General features: G+C 61.8%; 12 protein-coding genes. 3 read left to right on the forward strand and 9 right to left on the reverse strand.

Annotated elements, in window-relative coordinates:
- The first annotated feature begins 90 nt into the window (after nucleotides 1-90).
- Complete coding sequence (locus ACJ8QI_RS15305; RefSeq protein WP_442532766.1) at nucleotides 91-2,484, forward strand: beta-N-acetylhexosaminidase; 2,394 nt, start codon at nucleotides 91-93, stop codon at nucleotides 2,482-2,484.
- 36 nt (nucleotides 2,485-2,520) lie between these two features.
- Here the strand turns inward: ACJ8QI_RS15305 and ACJ8QI_RS15310 are convergent, their stop codons facing one another.
- From ACJ8QI_RS15310 to argF, 6 genes are all read right to left on the reverse strand, one after another.
- Nucleotides 2,521-5,499 carry an amino acid adenylation domain-containing protein gene (locus tag ACJ8QI_RS15310; RefSeq protein ID WP_442532767.1) on the reverse strand — a complete coding sequence of 993 codons (2,979 nt, stop codon included), beginning with the start codon at nucleotides 5,497-5,499 and terminating at the stop codon, nucleotides 2,521-2,523.
- Nucleotides 5,500-5,703: 204 nt separating this feature from the next.
- A complete protein-coding gene (ridA, locus tag ACJ8QI_RS15315; RefSeq protein ID WP_004933379.1) occupies nucleotides 5,704-6,090 on the reverse strand; it encodes a 2-iminobutanoate/2-iminopropanoate deaminase in 387 nt (128 codons plus the stop codon).
- Between the two features lie 157 nt (nucleotides 6,091-6,247).
- On the reverse strand, nucleotides 6,248-6,712 hold the full coding sequence (pyrI, locus tag ACJ8QI_RS15320; protein WP_038879023.1) for an aspartate carbamoyltransferase regulatory subunit: 465 nt from the start codon (nucleotides 6,710-6,712) through the stop codon (nucleotides 6,248-6,250).
- A gap of 12 nt (nucleotides 6,713-6,724) precedes the next feature.
- Nucleotides 6,725-7,660 carry an aspartate carbamoyltransferase gene (gene pyrB, locus ACJ8QI_RS15325; RefSeq protein ID WP_102985531.1) on the reverse strand — a complete coding sequence of 312 codons (936 nt, stop codon included), beginning with the start codon at nucleotides 7,658-7,660 and terminating at the stop codon, nucleotides 6,725-6,727.
- 298 nt (nucleotides 7,661-7,958) lie between these two features.
- Nucleotides 7,959-9,527: an ABC transporter substrate-binding protein gene (locus ACJ8QI_RS15330; protein WP_442532768.1), complete on the reverse strand. Its 1,569-nt coding sequence runs from the start codon at nucleotides 9,525-9,527 to the stop codon at nucleotides 7,959-7,961.
- A gap of 195 nt (nucleotides 9,528-9,722) precedes the next feature.
- A complete protein-coding gene (gene argF / locus ACJ8QI_RS15335; RefSeq protein WP_197658034.1) occupies nucleotides 9,723-10,742 on the reverse strand; it encodes an ornithine carbamoyltransferase in 1,020 nt (339 codons plus the stop codon).
- A gap of 162 nt (nucleotides 10,743-10,904) precedes the next feature.
- On the opposite strand from argF, the gene rraB reads away from it, so the two are divergent.
- Both rraB and miaE read left to right on the forward strand, forming a co-directional pair.
- Complete coding sequence (gene rraB / locus ACJ8QI_RS15340; RefSeq protein WP_025305115.1) at nucleotides 10,905-11,330, forward strand: ribonuclease E inhibitor RraB; 426 nt, start codon at nucleotides 10,905-10,907, stop codon at nucleotides 11,328-11,330.
- Nucleotides 11,331-11,382: 52 nt separating this feature from the next.
- A complete protein-coding gene (gene miaE / locus ACJ8QI_RS15345; protein WP_063991571.1) occupies nucleotides 11,383-12,147 on the forward strand; it encodes a tRNA isopentenyl-2-thiomethyl-A-37 hydroxylase MiaE in 765 nt (254 codons plus the stop codon).
- Nucleotides 12,148-12,162: 15 nt separating this feature from the next.
- On the opposite strand, the gene ACJ8QI_RS15350 is transcribed toward miaE, so the two are convergent.
- The 3 genes from ACJ8QI_RS15350 to ACJ8QI_RS15360 all read right to left on the reverse strand — a co-directional run bounded on the left by ACJ8QI_RS15350 (nucleotide 12,163) and on the right by ACJ8QI_RS15360 (nucleotide 17,577).
- The gene (locus ACJ8QI_RS15350) at nucleotides 12,163-13,770 is read right to left on the reverse strand and encodes a GMC family oxidoreductase (protein ID WP_442532769.1); all 1,608 of its coding nucleotides are present in this window, start codon (nucleotides 13,768-13,770) and stop codon (nucleotides 12,163-12,165) included.
- Between the two features lie 227 nt (nucleotides 13,771-13,997).
- Nucleotides 13,998-14,501 carry a GNAT family N-acetyltransferase gene (locus tag ACJ8QI_RS15355; protein ID WP_004933360.1) on the reverse strand — a complete coding sequence of 168 codons (504 nt, stop codon included), beginning with the start codon at nucleotides 14,499-14,501 and terminating at the stop codon, nucleotides 13,998-14,000.
- Nucleotides 14,502-14,700: 199 nt separating this feature from the next.
- Complete coding sequence (locus ACJ8QI_RS15360; RefSeq protein ID WP_060426754.1) at nucleotides 14,701-17,577, reverse strand: valine--tRNA ligase; 2,877 nt, start codon at nucleotides 17,575-17,577, stop codon at nucleotides 14,701-14,703.
- Nucleotides 17,578-17,582 lie beyond the last annotated feature (5 nt).

Here is a 17,582-nt window from a genome sequence, read left to right on the forward strand (position 1 = left end):
CCTTTCAAGCCCGCGCGTTGTTGTTTATCGCCTAGCGGTGGTTTGAAATTCATTGGGGATATTTTGTTTTTTTCCTCTGAGGAATTTCCGATGCACAGACCTTTCCGTTATACGCTACTGGCTTCATCGTTATGGTTTTCTTGCGGCGCGTTGGCGCAGCCGGCCGGCGATCTGCCGCTGATGCCCTGGCCGCAGCAGGTGGACGTGACGCAACCGGCGGGCAAGCTGATTTTGGATCACCAGTTGTCGTTAAGCGTCCAGGGTGACGACTTGGGCGACGTGCTGCCGCGCTGGCGCCAGCGCATCGAACTGCAGACCGGCTGGACGCTGGCACCGGCGGTTGAAGCGAAGGGCGGCGCGGCGATCAAGGTGGTGATCAAGGACCGGGTGGCGGCGCTGCCGCTGCCGGGCAGCGACGAAAGTTACCGGCTGGCGGTCACGCCGCAGGGCGCCACGCTGACCGCCAACACTCGCTTCGGCGCGCTGCGCGGCATGGAGACCCTGCTGCAGCTGCTGCAGACCGACGGGCAAAACACCTTCCTGCCGCTGGTGGATATCCGCGACGTGCCGCGCTTCCCGTGGCGCGGCGTCTTGTTGGATTCGGCGCGCCATTTCCTGCCGCTGCCGGACATTCTCCGCCAGCTCGACGGGATGGCGGCGGCCAAGCTTAACGTGTTCCACTGGCACCTGACCGACGATCAGGGCTGGCGCTTCGCCTCCGAGCATTACCCCAAACTGCAACAGCAGGCCAGCGACGGCCAGTTCTACACCCGCGAGCAGATGCGGCAGGTAGTGGCTTACGCCACGGCGCGCGGCATTCGCGTGGTGCCGGAGATCGACATGCCGGGGCACGCCTCCAGCATCGCGGTGGCCTATCCCGACCTGATGAGCGCGCCGGGGCCGTATCGCATGGAGCGCGAGTGGGGCGTGCATAAGCCGACGCTCGATCCGACCCGCGACGAGGTATATCAGTTTGTCGACACGATCGTCGGCGAGCTGGCGGCGATCTTCCCCGATCCTTATCTGCACATCGGCGGTGACGAGGTGGACGCCAGCCAGTGGCGGGCGTCGCCGTCGATTCAGGCGTTTATGCAGAAGAACGGGCTGGCGGATACCCATGTGCTGCAGGCCTACTTCAACCAGAAGCTGGAAAAGATCCTCGAGAAGCACCAGCGACAGATGGTCGGCTGGGACGAGATCTACCACCCGTCGCTGCCGCGTTCGATCGTCATTCAGTCCTGGCAGGGGCAAGACTCGCTGGGTGCCAGCGCCCAGGATGGTTATCAGGGCATTCTCTCCACCGGTTTCTATCTCGATCAGCCGCAAAGCACCGCCTATCACTACCGCAATGAAATTCTGCCGCAGCCGCTGGGGATCGAGACGGCGGTGCAGCCCGGCGAGCAGGCACAAAGCTGGCGCTTCAGCATGCCGCGCCTGAAGGGCAGCGCGGTGGAGGGCAGCTTCACGCTGATCGAGGGCAAGCAGGGCTGGCGCGGCTTTATCGATTTCAACGGCAAATCGCGCCGCGCGGTGCACGACATCGTCTGGCGCACGCCGCAGCAGGTGACGTTCCGCGTCGATACCTGGATGGGCGACACGCGGCCGGTGTTCACGCTGCGGCAGGACAAGCTCAGCGGCTATACGCTGGTCGGCAACGTGCGTTACCCCACCCGCGGCGACAAGCTGGCGGCGGTGCCGGCGGGCAAGATGCCGGTGGTGCCGGACGAGAAAGGGCAGGCCAACATTCTCGGCGGTGAAGCGGCGCTGTGGGCGGAAAACGTGCGCGCGCCGCTTCTCGATCTTAAGCTGTGGCCGCGGGCCTTCGCGGTGGCGGAGCGGCTGTGGTCGGCGCAGGACGTCACCGACGAAAGCAACATGTACCGGCGGCTGGCGGCGATCGACGCCTGGTCGGTGGTGTCGGTCGGCCTGCAGCAGCACGCGGAAACGGCGCGCGAATTCACCCGGCTGAGCAACAGCGTGCAGATCCTGCCGCTGCAGATCCTGGCCGAGGCGGTGGAGCCGGCGCAGTATTACACCCGCCAGCACCTGAAGTTCCAGGCCGGCAACTATCACCAGTTCGAACCGCTGAACCGCTTTGCCGATGCGCTGCCGCCGGAGAGCGGCGCGGTGCGCGACATGCATGCCCAGGTCGCGGCCTTGTTGCAGGATAAACGCGATAAGGCGGCGGCGCAGGCGCTGCGCGAACGGCTGCAGCGCTGGCAGGCGAACGGCGCGGCATTGCAGACGGCGATCGCGAGCAACCGCACGCTGCGCGATCTGGCGCCGGTGGCGCAGGACGTCGATGCTTTGGCCACGCTGGGCTTAACGCTGCTGGATCGCCATCAGCAGGGCAAACCGCTGAGCCGGGCCGAGGCCGAGCAAGCGCAGCGCCAGCTGGATGCGGCGGCGCAGACGCGCGACGAAGTGGTGATTGCGGCGGTTTACCCGCTGGAGGCGCTGCTGCGCGGCCTTAAAACGGAGTGAGGGTGACGGGGCTCGGCGAGCTGAGCCCCGGTCTTGTTACGCCCGTAGCGACAGCGGCGCATACCCGATGGCGTGCTGCAGGTAATTCAGCAGCAGCCGGCGGGTGAAGCGCGGCTCATCGATACCGCTGCCCTGCAGGAAGCGTTGCAGGTTGCTGCAGTCCCACCGATAGGTGTCTTGATAGAGTTCCACCGTCGATAGTTCGTCCACCATAGGATCCTTGAACAGGCTGAGCAGCGGGTACAGCGGCGCGTCGCTGTCGTTTTCCCATTGGGCCCGCCACTGTGCGAAGGGTAGAGGGCGAAAGCGATAACCGAACTCGCGCTCCAGCAGGCTGAAAAATTCACGCAGCGTCAGATTATTGTCACCTTGATGGATCAGGTTGAATTTCTGCCCCAGCGCCTGCGGGTTGCGAGAGACGTGGGCGATGGCCTGGGTCATGTAATCCACCGTGGTTAACCCTTCGCGCATCTCCCGTAAATCCGGCACCGTGCCGCTGCTGATGCAGGTTTTCACCAGCCGCCCCCACCATTGGTAATCGGCGTTGACGCCGGTGCGGCTGTGGCAGGTGGCGTAGCCCAGGCGGAAGGTCATCAGCGGCAGGCCCTGTTTCGCCGCCAGATCGGCGATTTTCTCCATCACCCATTTGCTGCGCACGTAGCCGATATCGCGGCTGACCGCCGGCAGGTTTTGATCGATATCGTCGTTTTCCCGCATCACCCGTTTGCCGGTGTGCAGATGCCCCCAGCTGTAAACGGAGATGGTCGACAGCAGCATCAGCGGCTTGGTGCGGCTATGCGCCGCGAAGCGAATGATTTCCCGCAGGCCCTGCACGTTGTCGCGCTTCATGTAGGCGTAAGGCTGGATAAAATTCACCGCGCTGGCCGAATGGTAAACCAGGTCGATATCTCGGCTTAACGCCCTGTAGGCCGCAGGCGTCAGCGAAAAGTCGTGTTCCGCGACGTTGCCAGGCACGATATGAATGCGCGCGTGCTGGCCGGCGTTCAGCGCGATCCGATAGCGCTGCAGCACCGCCTCCAGCCGCTGTCTCGGCGGCAGTTTGGCGCCGTCGCGCACCAGACAATACAGCTCGGCGTCGGTGGTGCGCAGCAGATCGGCCAACAGATGCGCGCCGACGAAGCCGGTGGCGCCGGTCAGCAAAATGGCGCGCGGCGCGCTGATTTGCCGCGCATCGAACGTCGGATCGATGACGAGATCCGACGGCAAATACACGTCATCCTGCAAGGCATGCGTTTCGCCTTGCCGCTGTGTCGGTTGCCGGTCTTTGCGTTGTGCCAGGGCCTGCGCCAGGGCGCCCAAAGTAGCATATTCATAGATGTCGTGCACCGAGGTCTCGACGGCAAACGCCTTGGCCAGCAACGCCATCAGCTTGGCCGCCAACAGCGAATGGCCGCCCAGCGAGAAAAAGTCATCGTCGGTTGCGGGCTGTTCCACTTTCAGCAGCGAGCGCCACAGATCGGCAACGACGCGCTGGTCGGCCGTCAGCGGCTGCGCAACGCCGGCGCTGACCGGTTGGTAATGCGCCAACAGAGCCGCTTTGTCTATCTTGCCGTTGTTGTTCAGCGGCATGTGTTGCAGTAAACGATAATCGGCGGGCAGAAATGCGCTGGGCAGCGTTTCTTTCAGTTTCTGTCGGACGCGTGCGATCACGCTTTCGCCGTCACTCTCTGCAATCAGAAACGCCACGATTTTCTTGCCCAGCGGATCGTCTGCCATCGCCACGGCGGCCACCGCTTTACGGACGCCCGCCACCTGCAGCATGGCGTTTTCGATTTCGCCCAGTTCAATGCGATTGCCGCGGATTTTGACCTGATCGTCGATACGGCCCAGATATTGAATGCGGCCATCCGCCAGCCAGCGAGCCCGATCGCCGCTGCGGTACAGACGTAACCCGGCGAAGTGAGGCGGGGTGATAAAGCGCTCGGCGGTCAACGCCGGATTGTTCAGGTAGCCGCGTGCCAGACAACGACCGCTGATATACAGCTCGCCGGGGCGATCGCCGATCACGGGCTGCAGTCGGTCATCGAGGATGAATATTTCGGTATCGCCGATGGGCCGCCCAATGCTGGCGGGCTGGTGTTGCGTGGCGCAAGCCACCCGGTTGCAGGTGACGAATATGGTGGCTTCTGTCGGGCCGTAGTAATCGATCAGGGGATAATCGATGCCGCGCAGATCGACCGGATGAAGTTTTTCCCCCGAGCTGAACAGATACCGCAGCGCCAGATTGGCCGGCTGCGGCGCGCCGACCACTTCGGCGACCAGCACTGCGGGCAGGCTGGCGTGAGTGATACCCTGTTCGGCAAAATAGGCCAGCAGCACTTCCGGCTGCAGGCGAGCGTTTTCCGGCGGCAGATACAATGTGCCGCCGCTGGTCAGAGGCGACCAGATCTCCCATTGCGCGACGTCGAAACTCAAGCCGGCGATCAGCGTAGAACGACTCTCGGCATCCATAGCGAATTGCTTGTTATGCCAGAGAATTAAATTCAGCAGCGACTGATGTTCGATCAGCACGCCTTTCGGTTTGCCGGTGGTGCCTGAAGTGAAAATGAGGTAAACGATGGCATCGGGAGGCGGGGAGATTAACGTTATATTTTCCTGCGGCGAAAGTGATACGTTATCAATATAAATAACGTCCTCGCGGAAGTTATTTTCCGATAACGCTATCGTCGCGTTGCTGGCGAGTATTAAAGGGGAGCCGCTCTGCGTAACGATATCCTGTATTCTTTTTTCCGGGTAACGCGCGTCGATGGGAATATAGCCTGCGCCGGCTTTGACGATCGCCAACATACCGATCGGCATTTCCGGCGTGCGCAGCGTGACGAGCGGTACATAGCTGCCGGGCGCCACGCCCCGTCGTAGCAACAGCGCGCACAGCGCGCTGCTGGCTTCATCCAATTGACGGTAGGTCAGGTGTTTATTATCGCCAACGACGGCGGTTTTTTCCGGATAACGGGAAACTTGTTGGATAAAATAATCCAATACGCTAGGTGCCATGGTTATCTCCTGTCATTATTCACGGGGTGAACGAAATGAAACAGCAATGACCCGGCCGGGTGAAAAACAATTATAGGCGTATTTTTATTGTGGGATTGTAAATGTGGGCGATATTACGCTATCGCTATAAATTAATTGAATTAATAAAATTCTTATCAATAAAAACGGCCAGTCTGCACTGGCCGTGATTCGCGTGAGCGTCGATTAACGACGCACGGCGATGGCTTCGATTTCGATCTTCACGTCTTTTGGCAGACGCGCCACTTCCACGCAGGAGCGGGCCGGGAACGGCGCGCTGTGCTCGGTGAAGAAGGCTTCGTACGCGGCGTTGACGGTGGCGAAGTCGTTCAGGTCTTTCACGAACACGGTGGTTTTCACGATGTCGGCAACGATCAGGCCGGCGGCTTCGACGATCGCTTTGACGTTTTCCAGCGACTGGCGCGCCTGAGCGGCCACGTCGTCGGCAACGGCGCCGGTTTTCGGATCGACCGGGATCTGGCCGGAAGTGATGATCATGCTGCCCAGATCAACGCCCTGCACGTAAGGACCAATGGCTGCCGGGGCGAGTTCAGTGCTGATATTACGTGACATGTTTTCTCCTGATAGACCCGTTGTCTTTCACGCCGCCGCGCGGTCGGCCGCAGCGTAAAATTCGGTGGGTAGCAACGTGGGTAGAGTTATTTTCAGGCATCCATTATAGGGAGTGACGCGCAGATTAACAGCGCCGCTCCCGCTAAAAGGGCAGAATTCAGTCGGCCTGCAACACCACCTGATGCTCGAACTCTTTCTCGCAGTAGCGGCACTTCAGGTGCACTTCGCCGTCGCGCGGCTTCACGCTGAAGCTCGACGCCACCGGCTCGCTGCGGCTGATGCAGTTGCTGTTCGGGCAGGTCAGCACGCCGTCGATGTGGTCAGGCAGGCTGAGGGTCAGTTTGCGCACCACTTCATAGTTATCGATGCGGTTTACCGTGGCCTTCGGCGCGTACATCGCCAGCTGGTTGGCCTGCTGCTCGGTCAGGAAGGTGTTCTCGATCTTGATCAGATCCTTGCGGCCCAGCTCGTTGGAGGGCAGGTTCAGGCCGATGGTGATGCGCTGGTCGGTGGCGGTCAGCTTGAACAGCGTCAGCAGTTTGAACCCGATCTGCGCCGGAATGTGGTCGATCACCGTGCCGCATTTGATCGCTTCGACCTGCAGTTTATTGTCGTGAGTCATGGCGGTTCCCCCTTAAAGAGCCAAATCTGCGTTGAGCACCAGCGCCAGCAGCGCCTGGCGGGCGAAGATGCCGTTGCCCGCCTGCTGGAAGTAGTAAGCGTACGGCGTTTTATCTACGTCGGTGGCGATCTCGTCGATGCGCGGCAGCGGGTGCAGCACCTTGAGGTTGGCGCGCGCGTCGGCCAGATCCGCGGCGCGCAGGACGAACTGCGCCTTCACGTTGGCGTACTCGGACGGATCGAGGCGCTCTTTCTGTACCCGGGTCATGTAGAGAATATCCAGCTCCGGCACCACTTCTTCAATGCTGCTGTGCAGGCTGTACTCGATGCCTTTCTCTTCCAGCATTTTCAGGATGTAGGCCGGCATCGCCAGCGCGTCCGGGGCGATGAAGTAGAAGCGGTTGCCTTCGAACTTGGCCAGCGCCTGGGTGAGCGAGTGCACGGTGCGGCCGTACTTCAGGTCGCCGACCATGGCGATGCTGAGGTTGCTCAGGCGGCCCTGGGTTTCCTGGATGGTGAACAGATCCAGCAGGGTCTGGGTCGGGTGCTGGTTGGCGCCGTCGCCGGCGTTGAGCACCGGTACGTTGCCGGAGAATTCAGCGGCCATGCGCGCCGCGCCTTCCTGCGGGTGGCGCATCACGATGGCGTCCACGTAGGTGCTGATCACCGAGATGGTGTCGGCCAGGGTTTCGCCTTTCTTGCCGAGCGAGGTGTTGCTGCCGTCGGCGAAGCCCACCACCGAGGCGCCGAGGCGGTGCATCGAGGTTTCGAACGACAGGCGGGTACGGGTCGAGGCTTCGAAGAAGCAGCTGGCGATCACCTTGTGTTTCAACAGTTCCGGCTGCGGGTTGGCTTTCAGACCGGCGGCGGTGCGCAGCACCAGCTCCAGATCCTCGCGGCTGAGATCGTTAATAGAGATGATGTGTTTGTGATACAGCGGGTTGGCCATTTTTCACTCCTCCTCGACGCGTGCCCGTGGCGCGGGACTTTGGGATATTCTCAAGGCAAAAAAAAGCCCCTCAATGAGGGGCTTGAAACGATCGGTTTAGCAACAGGAGAAACAACGGCAGCTGGCCGCCGATAGGCAGTCGGTTTTGTCGATTGTGGCTAACAAAACAAACGTCGTTTTTCATGCTTTCTCCTGGCAAATTGTGGCGCATTATACTCGCGCTTTTCTCTACTGCAAGCGCTAAAACGCCGTTTTTTGCCGCCCCGCAATCGATTGGCCGGCGATGGCCGCCCGCCGGCTATTTGCTGACGCGATCGTAGTAGACCATGTCGGCGTTCAGCCCCTGCTGGTAGCCTTTGACGTTGTCGCGCAGCACCACTTCGGTTTTGGCCTGATCGATAAACACGTAAGGCGAACTGCGCTGCAGCTCCTGCTGCATGGCGGTGTACAGCGCGCGGCGCTTGGCCGGATCGGCTTCGGCCAGCGCCGCCAGCGTCTGCTGGTTCAACTGCGGGATCTGCCAGCCGTTCAGTCCGGCTACCGTGCTGCTTTTGCCGTCGTTATAGGCGAAGGCGCTGGCGTTGGAGTGGGCGTCGAAGTAATCCGGGATCCACAGGCGGATCGCCGCCTGATGCTGCCTGGCGCGCACGCGGGAGTAAACCTGGCTGCCCGCCGCCGGCAGCAGCTCTACCTTCACGCCGGCGGCGGCGAAGCTGCCCTGCAGCGCCTGCGCGATGGTGATGAACGGCGGCTTGTTCTCCACGTCCAGCGTAAAGGCGGCGTGGGTGATGCCCGCCTTGGCCAGGATGGCTTTCGCCTTGGCCGGATCGTAGCTGAACGGGTTGGTCTCCAGCGCGCCCGGCAGCCCGACCGGCAGGAAGCTCTGGTGCACGAAGTATTGGCCCTTCAGCAGATCCTTCGTGATGCCTTGATAATCCACCAGGTAGCGCGCCGCTTCCCAGAACGCCGGGTTGTTCAGCAGCGGATTGGTGCCGTTGCCGGTGTTGAATACCAGGTAGTTTTGCTCGGCGGACGGAATCTCCAGCACCTTGACGCCCGGCTGGTTTTTCAGCGTGTCGGTCTGATCGGCGCCCAGTTCGCGGGCGATGTCGGCGTCGCCCTGCTGGATCAGCAGGCGGCGGGTGGCCGGATCCGGCACGTTTTTAATGATGATATTTTTCAGCTGCGGCTTGTCGCCCGGCGAGGTGGGGTTGGCGTCCAGCACGATCGCCTGATGCGGCTGATAGACGCGCATCTTGAACGGGCCGCTGCCGGCGGAGTGCATTTTCAGCCAGGCGTTGCCGAAGTCGCCGTCTTTAACGTTGGCCAGCGCCGCCTTGCTGTCGACGATTGAGGCGATCGGCGTCGAGAGGATATTCAGCGCCACCGCCGGGCTGACGTCCGCCGTCCAGCGCAGCTGCACGGTATGTTCGTCGATCTTTTTCAGCTGCGCGTCGATGTTGTCCGGCTGCCAGCCAAGCACGTTGAGGATGAACGCCGGCGATTTGTTCATCTTGACCGCGCGGCTGTAGGAGAAGATCACGTCGTCGGCGGTCAGCGGGTTGCCGGAGGCGAACGCCGCCTGCGGCCGCAGTTTCACCGTCAGCGTTTTGGCCGCCGCATCGCTCTGCCAGCTTTCCGCCAGCACCGGCGCCACCTTGGCCGGATCGTCGCGATCCGCCTGCACCAATCGTTGATACAGGCTGGGCACCGTCTGGATGCTGGAGAGTTCGTTGGCTTCCGCCGGATCGAGGCTGACGATGTCATCCAGCGATTGCACCACCACCAGCGTATTCGGCGGCGTGGCGGCTAACGCGGCGGCGGGCAGGGCGGCGAGCAGGAACAGCGGCAAGAGTTTGGCTTTCATCGGTGTGTATCCCCTGAAGGCGCCGCCAGGCGGCGCTGAGAACGGTTTGTTATCGTTGGTTTTTACGGCGCGGGTGCCGTCGGCCTGTCACGGTAGAACCTTTGCCCGCGTCGGGCAAAGGTCAATCCGCTATTTGATATTCCTGGAATATATTAGCCGCCCTGGCCGGGGGCGCCAGGGCGGAGGGGAGGACTGTCAGAGGGTTTCGCTCAGCGTGGCGACCAGCACCGCTTTGATGGTGTGCAGCCGGTTTTCCGCCTGATCGAACACCACGCTGTGCGCCGATTCGAACACTTCGTCGGTCACTTCCATGCCGCCGTGCAGATCGTACTGCTGCGCCATCTGCTTGCCGAGCGTAGTTTGGTCGTCGTGGAACGCCGGCAGGCAGTGCAGGAACTTCACGTTCGGGTTGCCGGTCAGCTTCAGCATCGCCATGTTGACCTGATATGGCCGCAGCAGCGCGATACGCTCCTGCCAGGTCTCTTTCGGTTCGCCCATCGAGACCCAGACGTCGGTGTAGAGGAAGTCGGCGTCTTGCACCCCTTCGGCGATGTCTTCGGTCAGGGTGAGTTTCGCGCCGGTTTGCTGCGCCAGCGCCTGGCACTCGGCCACCAGCTCCGGCTGCGGCCAGCAGGCCTTCGGTGCCACCAGCCGCAGATCCATGCCCGCCAGCGCGGCGGCTTCCAGCAGCGTGTTGCCCATGTTGTTGCGCGCGTCGCCGACGTACGCCAGTTTCACTTCACTCAGCGCCTTGCCCGGCAGGTGCTCCTGCACGGTGAGCAGATCCGCCAGCAGTTGGGTGGGGTGGAACTCGTCGGTCAGGCCGTTCCATACTGGCACGCCGGCGTATTCCGCCAGGGTTTCCACCAGCGCCTGGCCGTAGCCGCGATACTGAATACCGTCGTACAGGCGGCCCAGCACCCGGGCGGTGTCTTTCATCGACTCCTTATGGCCGATCTGGCTGCCGCTCGGGCCGAGGTAAGTGACCTGGGCGCCCTGATCGAATGCGGCAACTTCGAAAGAGCATCGCGTGCGGGTCGAGTCTTTTTCGAAGATGAGCGCAATGTTTTTGCCCTGCAGCCGGCGCTGTTCCTGCCCCTGCTTCTTGGCCTGCTTCAGATCGGCCGACAGCCGCAGCAGCGCCTGCAGCTCGGCGGGGGTGAAATCCATTAACCTCAGAAAGTGACGTTGGTAGAACGCATTGCCGGTGCTCATAGTCCGATTCCCTGATTGTGTAATTGAATTAAAATTCACTTTATATGTATGAATATTCAATTTCAACCCCGGCGAGGAAATCTTTCACGTTTATCGTGGAAGCAATGTCGGCGGTGTGTGAAAATAGAAGGAATGAAGGCCATTTGACTTGAGGATATAGGCATGGCAAACCGCGAATTGCTGGAAGAACAACGTGAAGAGACCCGCCTGATCATCGAAGAACTGCTGGAAGACGGCAGCGATCCGGACGCGCTCTACACCATCGAGCACCATCTGTCCGCCGAGAAATTTGAGGTTCTGGAGCAGGCCGCCGTTGAAGCCTTCAAGCTGGGCTACGAAGTGACCGACGCCGAAGAGCTGGAAGTGGAAGACGGTTCGATGGTGATGTGCTGCGACGTGATCAGCGAAGTCGGCCTGAACGCCGAGCTGATCGACGCTCAGGTCGAGCAGCTGGTGGCGCTGGCGGAGCGCTGCGGCGTCAACTACGACGGCTGGGGCACCTACTTCGAAGATCCGAACGGTGAAGACGGTGAGGATGACGAAGACGGCGACTACATCGACGAAGACGACGACGGCAAACGCCACTGATTAACCCCGCTTATTCACATGGGCCGGTTCTCACCGGCCCCTGATAAACGCCATGACATACCAATCCCTGTTAGCCCCGATTTTAAGCTTCCTGCACTGTGAAACTCCCGACGCCTGGATCGACGCCGCGCGCCGTCCGGAAAACCTGCAGCTGTTGCTGACTGACCACCTGGTGTGCGAGCTGAAAGCCGCGCAGACCGGCATGTGGCTGATCCGCCGCTACGTGGCGGACAAAGAGAGCGGCGACGCGCTGTTGGCGCTGCTGCGGCCCTACGAGGCGTTTCTGCACGAGGCGCAGAGCGCGCCGGACACGTTGTTCCGCCAGGGCCAGTTCACCCGCAAGATCCTGCCGAAAAACGGCTCGGCCTACGGCCAGGATTTGGCGGATCGCATGGTGCTGTTGATTAAGGAAGAGTTGCACCACTTCTCGCAGGTGCTGGAGATCATGCAGGCGCGCGGGATCCCGTATCGCAAGATCACCGCCAGCCGCTACGCCAAGGGTATGATCCGCGAGATCCGCACTCACGATCCGGCGACGTTGATCGACAAACTGATCTGCGGCGCTTACATCGAAGCGCGATCCTGCGAACGCTTCGCCAAACTGGCGCCGCATCTGGACGACGAGCTGAACCGCTTTTACGTCTCGCTGTTGCGCTCCGAAGCGCGCCACTATCAGGACTACCTGACGCTGGCCGAACAGATCGCCGGCGGCGACATCAGCGAACGGGTGGCGCATTTCGGCCGCCTCGAGGCTGAGCTGATCCTGTCGCCGGACAGCGAACTGCGCTTTCACAGCGGCGTGCCCGCCGCCGCCTGAGGTTGAGGCGCGCCCTTACTGCGGCGCGCCCAGCAACAGATCCACCGCCTTTTCCGCCAGCATGATGGTCGGCGCATTGGTGTTGCCGCTGGTGAGCTGCGGCATCACCGAGCAGTCGATCACCCGCAGCTGTTCAAAACCGTGCACCCGCAGCTGCGGATCGGTCACCGCGTCCTGTGGCGACGGCCCCATGCGGCAACTGCCCACCGGGTGATACACCGTCTTGCAGAAGTTGCGCACGAACTCTTCCAGCTGCGCCTCGTCGCGCGTCCACTCCGGCTGCGGCATCAGCAGATCTTTGATCAGCGGCTTCAGCGCCGCGGTTTGCAGGAAGCCCAGGCCGAACTTCACCGCGCGCACGCTGCCGGCCAGATCGTCCGGGTGGCCGAGGTAGTTGGCGTGCAGCTTGACCGGATCGCGCGGGTTGCTGCTGCGCAGCAGCACTTCGCCGCGCGCCTTCGGCTGCAGGTAGCCGACCTTGAGCGTGAAGCCGTGAATGTTCGGCAGCGGCTCGCCGGGCACGTCGTCCCAGCTGTCCAGCAGCGGCAGGAAGTGGATTTGCACGTCCGGCCGGCCGTCGCCCCGGCTGTCGGTGAAGGCGGCGCCTTCCAGCACGTTGGACGAGAGCACGCCGCTGCGAAACGCCAGCCACTGCGCGCCGTGGCTCAGCGCCTGCAGGCCGCGATCGGCGCCGAACAGGCTGATCGGCTCGCGGGTGCTGACGTTGATCGACATGTGCAGGTGGTCGTGGAAGTTTTTGCCCACCGGCAGATCCGCCCGCACCTCAATGCCCAGCTGTTGCAGGTGGTCGCGCGGGCCGATGCCGGAGAGCATCAGCAGCTTCGGCGAACCGACCGCGCCGGCGCTGACGATCACCTCTTTGGTGGCGCGCGCGGTGACTTCCGCGCCGCCGTTCTGGCTGTAGACCACGCCGGTGGCGACGTTGCCCTCGAAGGTCAGCCGGTGCGCCAGGGCGTTCAGTTTCACCACCAGCCGTCGTTCGTCACGCACCGCCTTCAGGTAGGTGCGGGCGGTGCTGGCGCGTTCGCCGTTGTGGGTGGTGGTTTGGTAGAAACCGACGCCGTGCTGGCTGTCGCCGTTGAAGTCGTTGCGATAGGGCAGGTTCAGCTCCTGGCCGGCGCGGATAAATGCCATGCTGAGCGGGTGGCGGTAGCGGTTTTCGCTGACCGGCAGCAGCCCGTCGGTGCCGTGGTAGTCGTCCGACAGGCTTTCGTTGGCCTCGGCGCGTTTGAAGTAGGGCAGCACCTCCCGGTAGCTCCAGCCGGTGCAGCCGTAGCGTTCGGCCCAGTCGTCGTAGTCCTGCGGCTGGCCGCGCAGGTAGATCATGCCGTTGACCGAGCTGCTGCCGCCCAGCACCTTACCCTGTGCGATCTGCATGCGGCGGTTGTTGGCGTGCGGTTCCGGTTCCGTCTCGTAGGGCCAGCTCTTTTTGGCGATGATCTTGGCCACCCCGGCCGGCATCTTGATGAACAGGTTATTGTCGTCGCCGCCGGCTTCCAGCAGCAGCACCCGCGCCTGGGTGCGGCGGATCAGCTGCGCCGCCAGCACGCAGCCGGCGGAACCGGCGCCGACGATGATGTAATCAAAGGTATTTTCCGACATGACAGCTCTCCGTGCGCGATTGGGATACTGGCAGAGTAACGCGGGGGGGAAAGCGGTCAATTTGCGATCGTTAATTTATTAACGAACTTCACATTAAATTTACATCGTGGTTTTTAACGTCAGTTTACCTGCTTGAAAAACGGGGTTATAGCGAGTTTTACTGATTGATTGCGATATTAATAAAATGGCGCAGCAAGCTGCGCCCTGATGAAGAGGCGGGGGGGCGATTACAGCGTTTTCAGCATGGTGACTTCGCAATCGACGTGGCCGGTTGCGCCCATCGCGTGATCGATGTGTTCGAAGCCCAGGTGTTCGTACAGCGCAACGGCCTGCGTCAGGCTGGCGGTGGTCTCGAGGTAACAACAGCGGAAGCCGTGCTGGCGGGCGAAATCCAGCGCCTGCAGCGCCAGGCGTTTCGCCAATCCCTTGCCGCGCAACACCGGCAGGAAATACATTTTCTGCAATTCGCAAATATCGTCTGCGCCACCCTGCAGCGGCGCGATGCCGCCGCCGCCGGCGACCTGGCCGTCCACCTCGATCACCCAGTAAGCGCTGCGCGGCAGGCTGTAGAGCTGATACAGGGCATCCAGGTTGGGATCGGAGACGGTATAGCCTTTATCCGCCGTCAGGCCGTGCTCGGCGGAGACTTCGCGAATGACGTGAGCAATGGCGGGATTGTCTTCCGCCGTGATGGGGCGCACCAGCAGGCGCGCCGGGGTTGCTGTTGTCATGTTTACACTCGCCATTGAAAGAGACCACGTTCGTTTTTCATTTTTATCGCAGCGCGAAACCCGCCGGGGTTATTTCCCGGCGGCGTCCTTGCGGCAGTAATATCTTGTAATAACATCTAACCCGGCCCGGATGCAACGGCGATAAAAAAACAGCGGGGAAGACCCCGCTGTTTTTCAGGCGTTGGCGTGAGCCGGTGGATTACAGCGCGGCGATGGTCGCCTGCTGTTCCTGCAGCTTCACTTTGCCTTCTTTGCAGGCCGCCAGACGATCGCGCTCTTTGGCAACTACCGCTTCCGGCGCGCGCGCCACGAAGCCTTCGTTCGCCAGCTTGCCTTCGATCGCGGCGATTTCCGCATCCAGCTTGCCCATCTCTTTCGCCAGACGCGCGATCTCGGCGTCCTTGTCGATGAAACCGGCCATCGGGATCAGCAGCTCGGCGCCGTCCACCAGCTTGGTGACGGAGACCGGGCCTTTCTCACCGGCCGGCAGCAGCGCGATGGATTCCAGACGCGCCAGACGGGCGATAAAGCTCTGGTTCTCCTGCACGCGGCGCTGGGCGTCGGCGCTGCAGTTGCGCAGCAGCACGTCGAGCGCTTTGCTTGGCGCGATGTTCATCTCGGCGCGGATGTTGCGCACGGCGATGATGGTTTGCTTGATCCACTCCAGATCGTTCAGCGCCTGCTCGTCTTCCAGCGCGGCGTCGTAGGCCGGGAACGGCTGCAGCATGATGGTATCTGCGGTCGTGCCGGTCAGCGGCTTCACGCGCTGCCAGATGGTTTCGGTGATGAACGGAATGATCGGGTGCGCCAGGCGCAGCAGCGCTTCCAGCACGGTGATCAGCGTGTGGCGGGTGCCGCGCTGTTCCGCTTCGCTGCCGTTGCTCACCACCGGCTTGGTCAGCTCCAGATACCAGTCGCAGAACTGGTTCCAGGTGAATTCGTACAGGATGTTGGCCGCCAGATCGAAGCGGTAGGTGTCCAGCGCTTCGCGGTAGGCTTTCACCGTGCGGTTGAATTCGGCCAGGATCCAGCGATCCGCCAGCGACAGCACTTTCTCGCCGCCGTTGAAGCCGCAGTCGTGCGCTTCGGTGTTCATCAGCACGAAGCGGCTGGCGTTCCACAGCTTGTTACAGAAGTTGCGGTAGCCTTCCAGGCGCTTCATGTCCCAGTTGATGTCGCGGCCGGTCGAGGCCAGCGCCGCCAGGGTGAAGCGCAGGGCGTCGGTGCCGTGCGGCTCGATGCCGTTCGGGAACTGCTTCTCGGTGCGCTTGCGGATTTTCTCCGCCAGCTGCGGCTGCATCATGTTGCCGGTGCGTTTTTCCAGCAGATCTTCCAGCGAGATGCCGTCGACCATGTCCAGCGGATCGATCACGTTGCCTTTGGACTTGGACATCTTCTGGCCTTCGTCGTCGCGGATAAGACCGGTCATGTAGACGGTCTTGAACGGCACCTGCGGCTTGCCGTTTTCATCCTTGATGAAGTGCATGGTCAGCATGATCATGCGCGCGATCCAGAAGAAGATGATGTCGAAGCCGCTGACCATCACACTGGTCGGGTGGAAGGTTTTCAGCGCGTCGGTCTGCTCCGGCCAGCCCAGGGTGGAGAAGGTCCACAGGCCGGACGAGAACCAGGTGTCCAGCACGTCTTCGTCCTGGGTCAGCACCACGTCGGCGCCCAGGTTGTTCTCGCTGCGCACTTCTTCTTCGCTGCGGCCCACGTAGACTTTGCCGTTCACGTCATACCAGGCCGGGATGCGGTGGCCCCACCACAGCTGACGCGAGATGCACCAGTCCTGAATGTCACGCATCCAGCTGAAGTACATGTTTTCGTACTGCTTCGGCACGAACTCGATTTGGCCCTGTTCGACCGCTTCCACCGCCACTTTGGCCAGCGGCGCGGTGCGCACGTACCATTGGTCGGTCAGCATCGGCTCGATCACCACGCCGCCGCGGTCGCCGTAAGGCACCGTCAGGTCGTGCGGTTTGATCTCGTCCAGCAGGCCCAACTGATCGAAGGCGGCAACCACCGCTTTACGCGCCGCGAAGCGCTCCAGGCCGCGGAACTCGGCCGGGATCTCGTTGCAGTAGTCGGTGCAGACTTCGCCCAGGGTGTTGAACACTTCCGCTTCCTGGCGGATGTCGCCGTCGAAGGTCAGAATGTTGATCATCGGCAGGCCGTGGCGTTTGCCGACTTCGTAGTCGTTGAAATCGTGCGCCGGGGTGATCTTCACGCAGCCGGTGCCTTTTTCCATATCGGCGTGTTCGTCGCCGACGATGCGGATGCGGCGGCCGACCAGCGGCAGAATGATCTCTTTACCGATCAGGTCTTTATAGCGCGGATCTTCCGGGTTGACCGCCACGCCGGTATCGCCCAGCACGGTTTCCGGACGGGTGGTGGCGACCACCAGATAGTCTTTGCCCTCGGCGGTTTTCGCGCCGTCGGCCAGCGGGTAGCGCAGGTGCCACATGGAGCCTTTGGACTCGCGGTTTTCCACTTCCAGATCGGAGATGGCGGTGCGCAGCTTCGGATCCCAGTTCACCAGGCGCTTGCCGCGGTAGATCAGGTCTTCTTTGTGCAGACGGACAAACACTTCGCGCACCGCGTTCGACAGGCCTTCGTCCATGGTGAAGCGCTCGCGCTCCCAGTCCACGGAGTTGCCCAGACGGCGCATCTGGCGGGTGATGGTGCCGCCGGACTCCGCCTTCCACTGCCAGATTTTGTCGATGAACGCGTCACGGCCGTAGTCGTGGCGGGTTTTGCCTTCTTCCGCGGCGATCTTGCGCTCCACCACCATCTGGGTGGCGATGCCGGCGTGGTCGGTGCCCGCCTGCCACAGGGTGTTTTTACCCTGCATGCGCTGATAGCGAATCATGGTGTCCATGATGGTCTGCTGGAACGCGTGGCCCATGTGCAGGCTGCCGGTAACGTTCGGCGGCGGGATCATGATGCAGAAGCTTTCCTGGCTGGTGTCGCCGTTCGGCTTGAAGTAACCCTGATTCTCCCAATGATCGTACAGCTTCTGTTCGATCTGTTTTGGGTCGTATGCGGTGTCGAGCTGACTGTTTGTCTTTTCCATTCTTT

The sequence above is a fragment of the Serratia sp. CY84636 genome (genome assembly GCF_052166245.1).
In the GTDB taxonomy this organism is placed as follows: Bacteria; Pseudomonadota; Gammaproteobacteria; order Enterobacterales; family Enterobacteriaceae; genus Serratia; species Serratia nevei.

What these genes read in the sequence shown, in the direction of transcription:
- miaE (WP_063991571.1), top strand. Translation starts at nt 11,383, where the DNA reads ATGACATACCAATCCCTGTTAGCCCCGATTTTAAGCTTCCTGCACTGT.
- rraB (WP_025305115.1), top strand. Translation starts at nt 10,905, where the DNA reads ATGGCAAACCGCGAATTGCTGGAAGAACAACGTGAAGAGACCCGCCTG.
- ridA (WP_004933379.1), bottom strand. Translation starts at nt 6,090, where the DNA reads ATGTCACGTAATATCAGCACTGAACTCGCCCCGGCAGCCATTGGTCCT.
- ACJ8QI_RS15330 (WP_442532768.1), bottom strand. Translation starts at nt 9,527, where the DNA reads ATGAAAGCCAAACTCTTGCCGCTGTTCCTGCTCGCCGCCCTGCCCGCC.
- ACJ8QI_RS15360 (WP_060426754.1), bottom strand. Translation starts at nt 17,577, where the DNA reads ATGGAAAAGACAAACAGTCAGCTCGACACCGCATACGACCCAAAACAG.
- ACJ8QI_RS15305 (WP_442532766.1), top strand. Translation starts at nt 91, where the DNA reads ATGCACAGACCTTTCCGTTATACGCTACTGGCTTCATCGTTATGGTTT.
- pyrB (WP_102985531.1), bottom strand. Translation starts at nt 7,660, where the DNA reads ATGGCCAACCCGCTGTATCACAAACACATCATCTCTATTAACGATCTC.
- ACJ8QI_RS15355 (WP_004933360.1), bottom strand. Translation starts at nt 14,501, where the DNA reads ATGACAACAGCAACCCCGGCGCGCCTGCTGGTGCGCCCCATCACGGCG.
- argF (WP_197658034.1), bottom strand. Translation starts at nt 10,742, where the DNA reads ATGAGCACCGGCAATGCGTTCTACCAACGTCACTTTCTGAGGTTAATG.
- pyrI (WP_038879023.1), bottom strand. Translation starts at nt 6,712, where the DNA reads ATGACTCACGACAATAAACTGCAGGTCGAAGCGATCAAATGCGGCACG.
- ACJ8QI_RS15310 (WP_442532767.1), bottom strand. Translation starts at nt 5,499, where the DNA reads ATGGCACCTAGCGTATTGGATTATTTTATCCAACAAGTTTCCCGTTAT.
- ACJ8QI_RS15350 (WP_442532769.1), bottom strand. Translation starts at nt 13,770, where the DNA reads ATGTCGGAAAATACCTTTGATTACATCATCGTCGGCGCCGGTTCCGCC.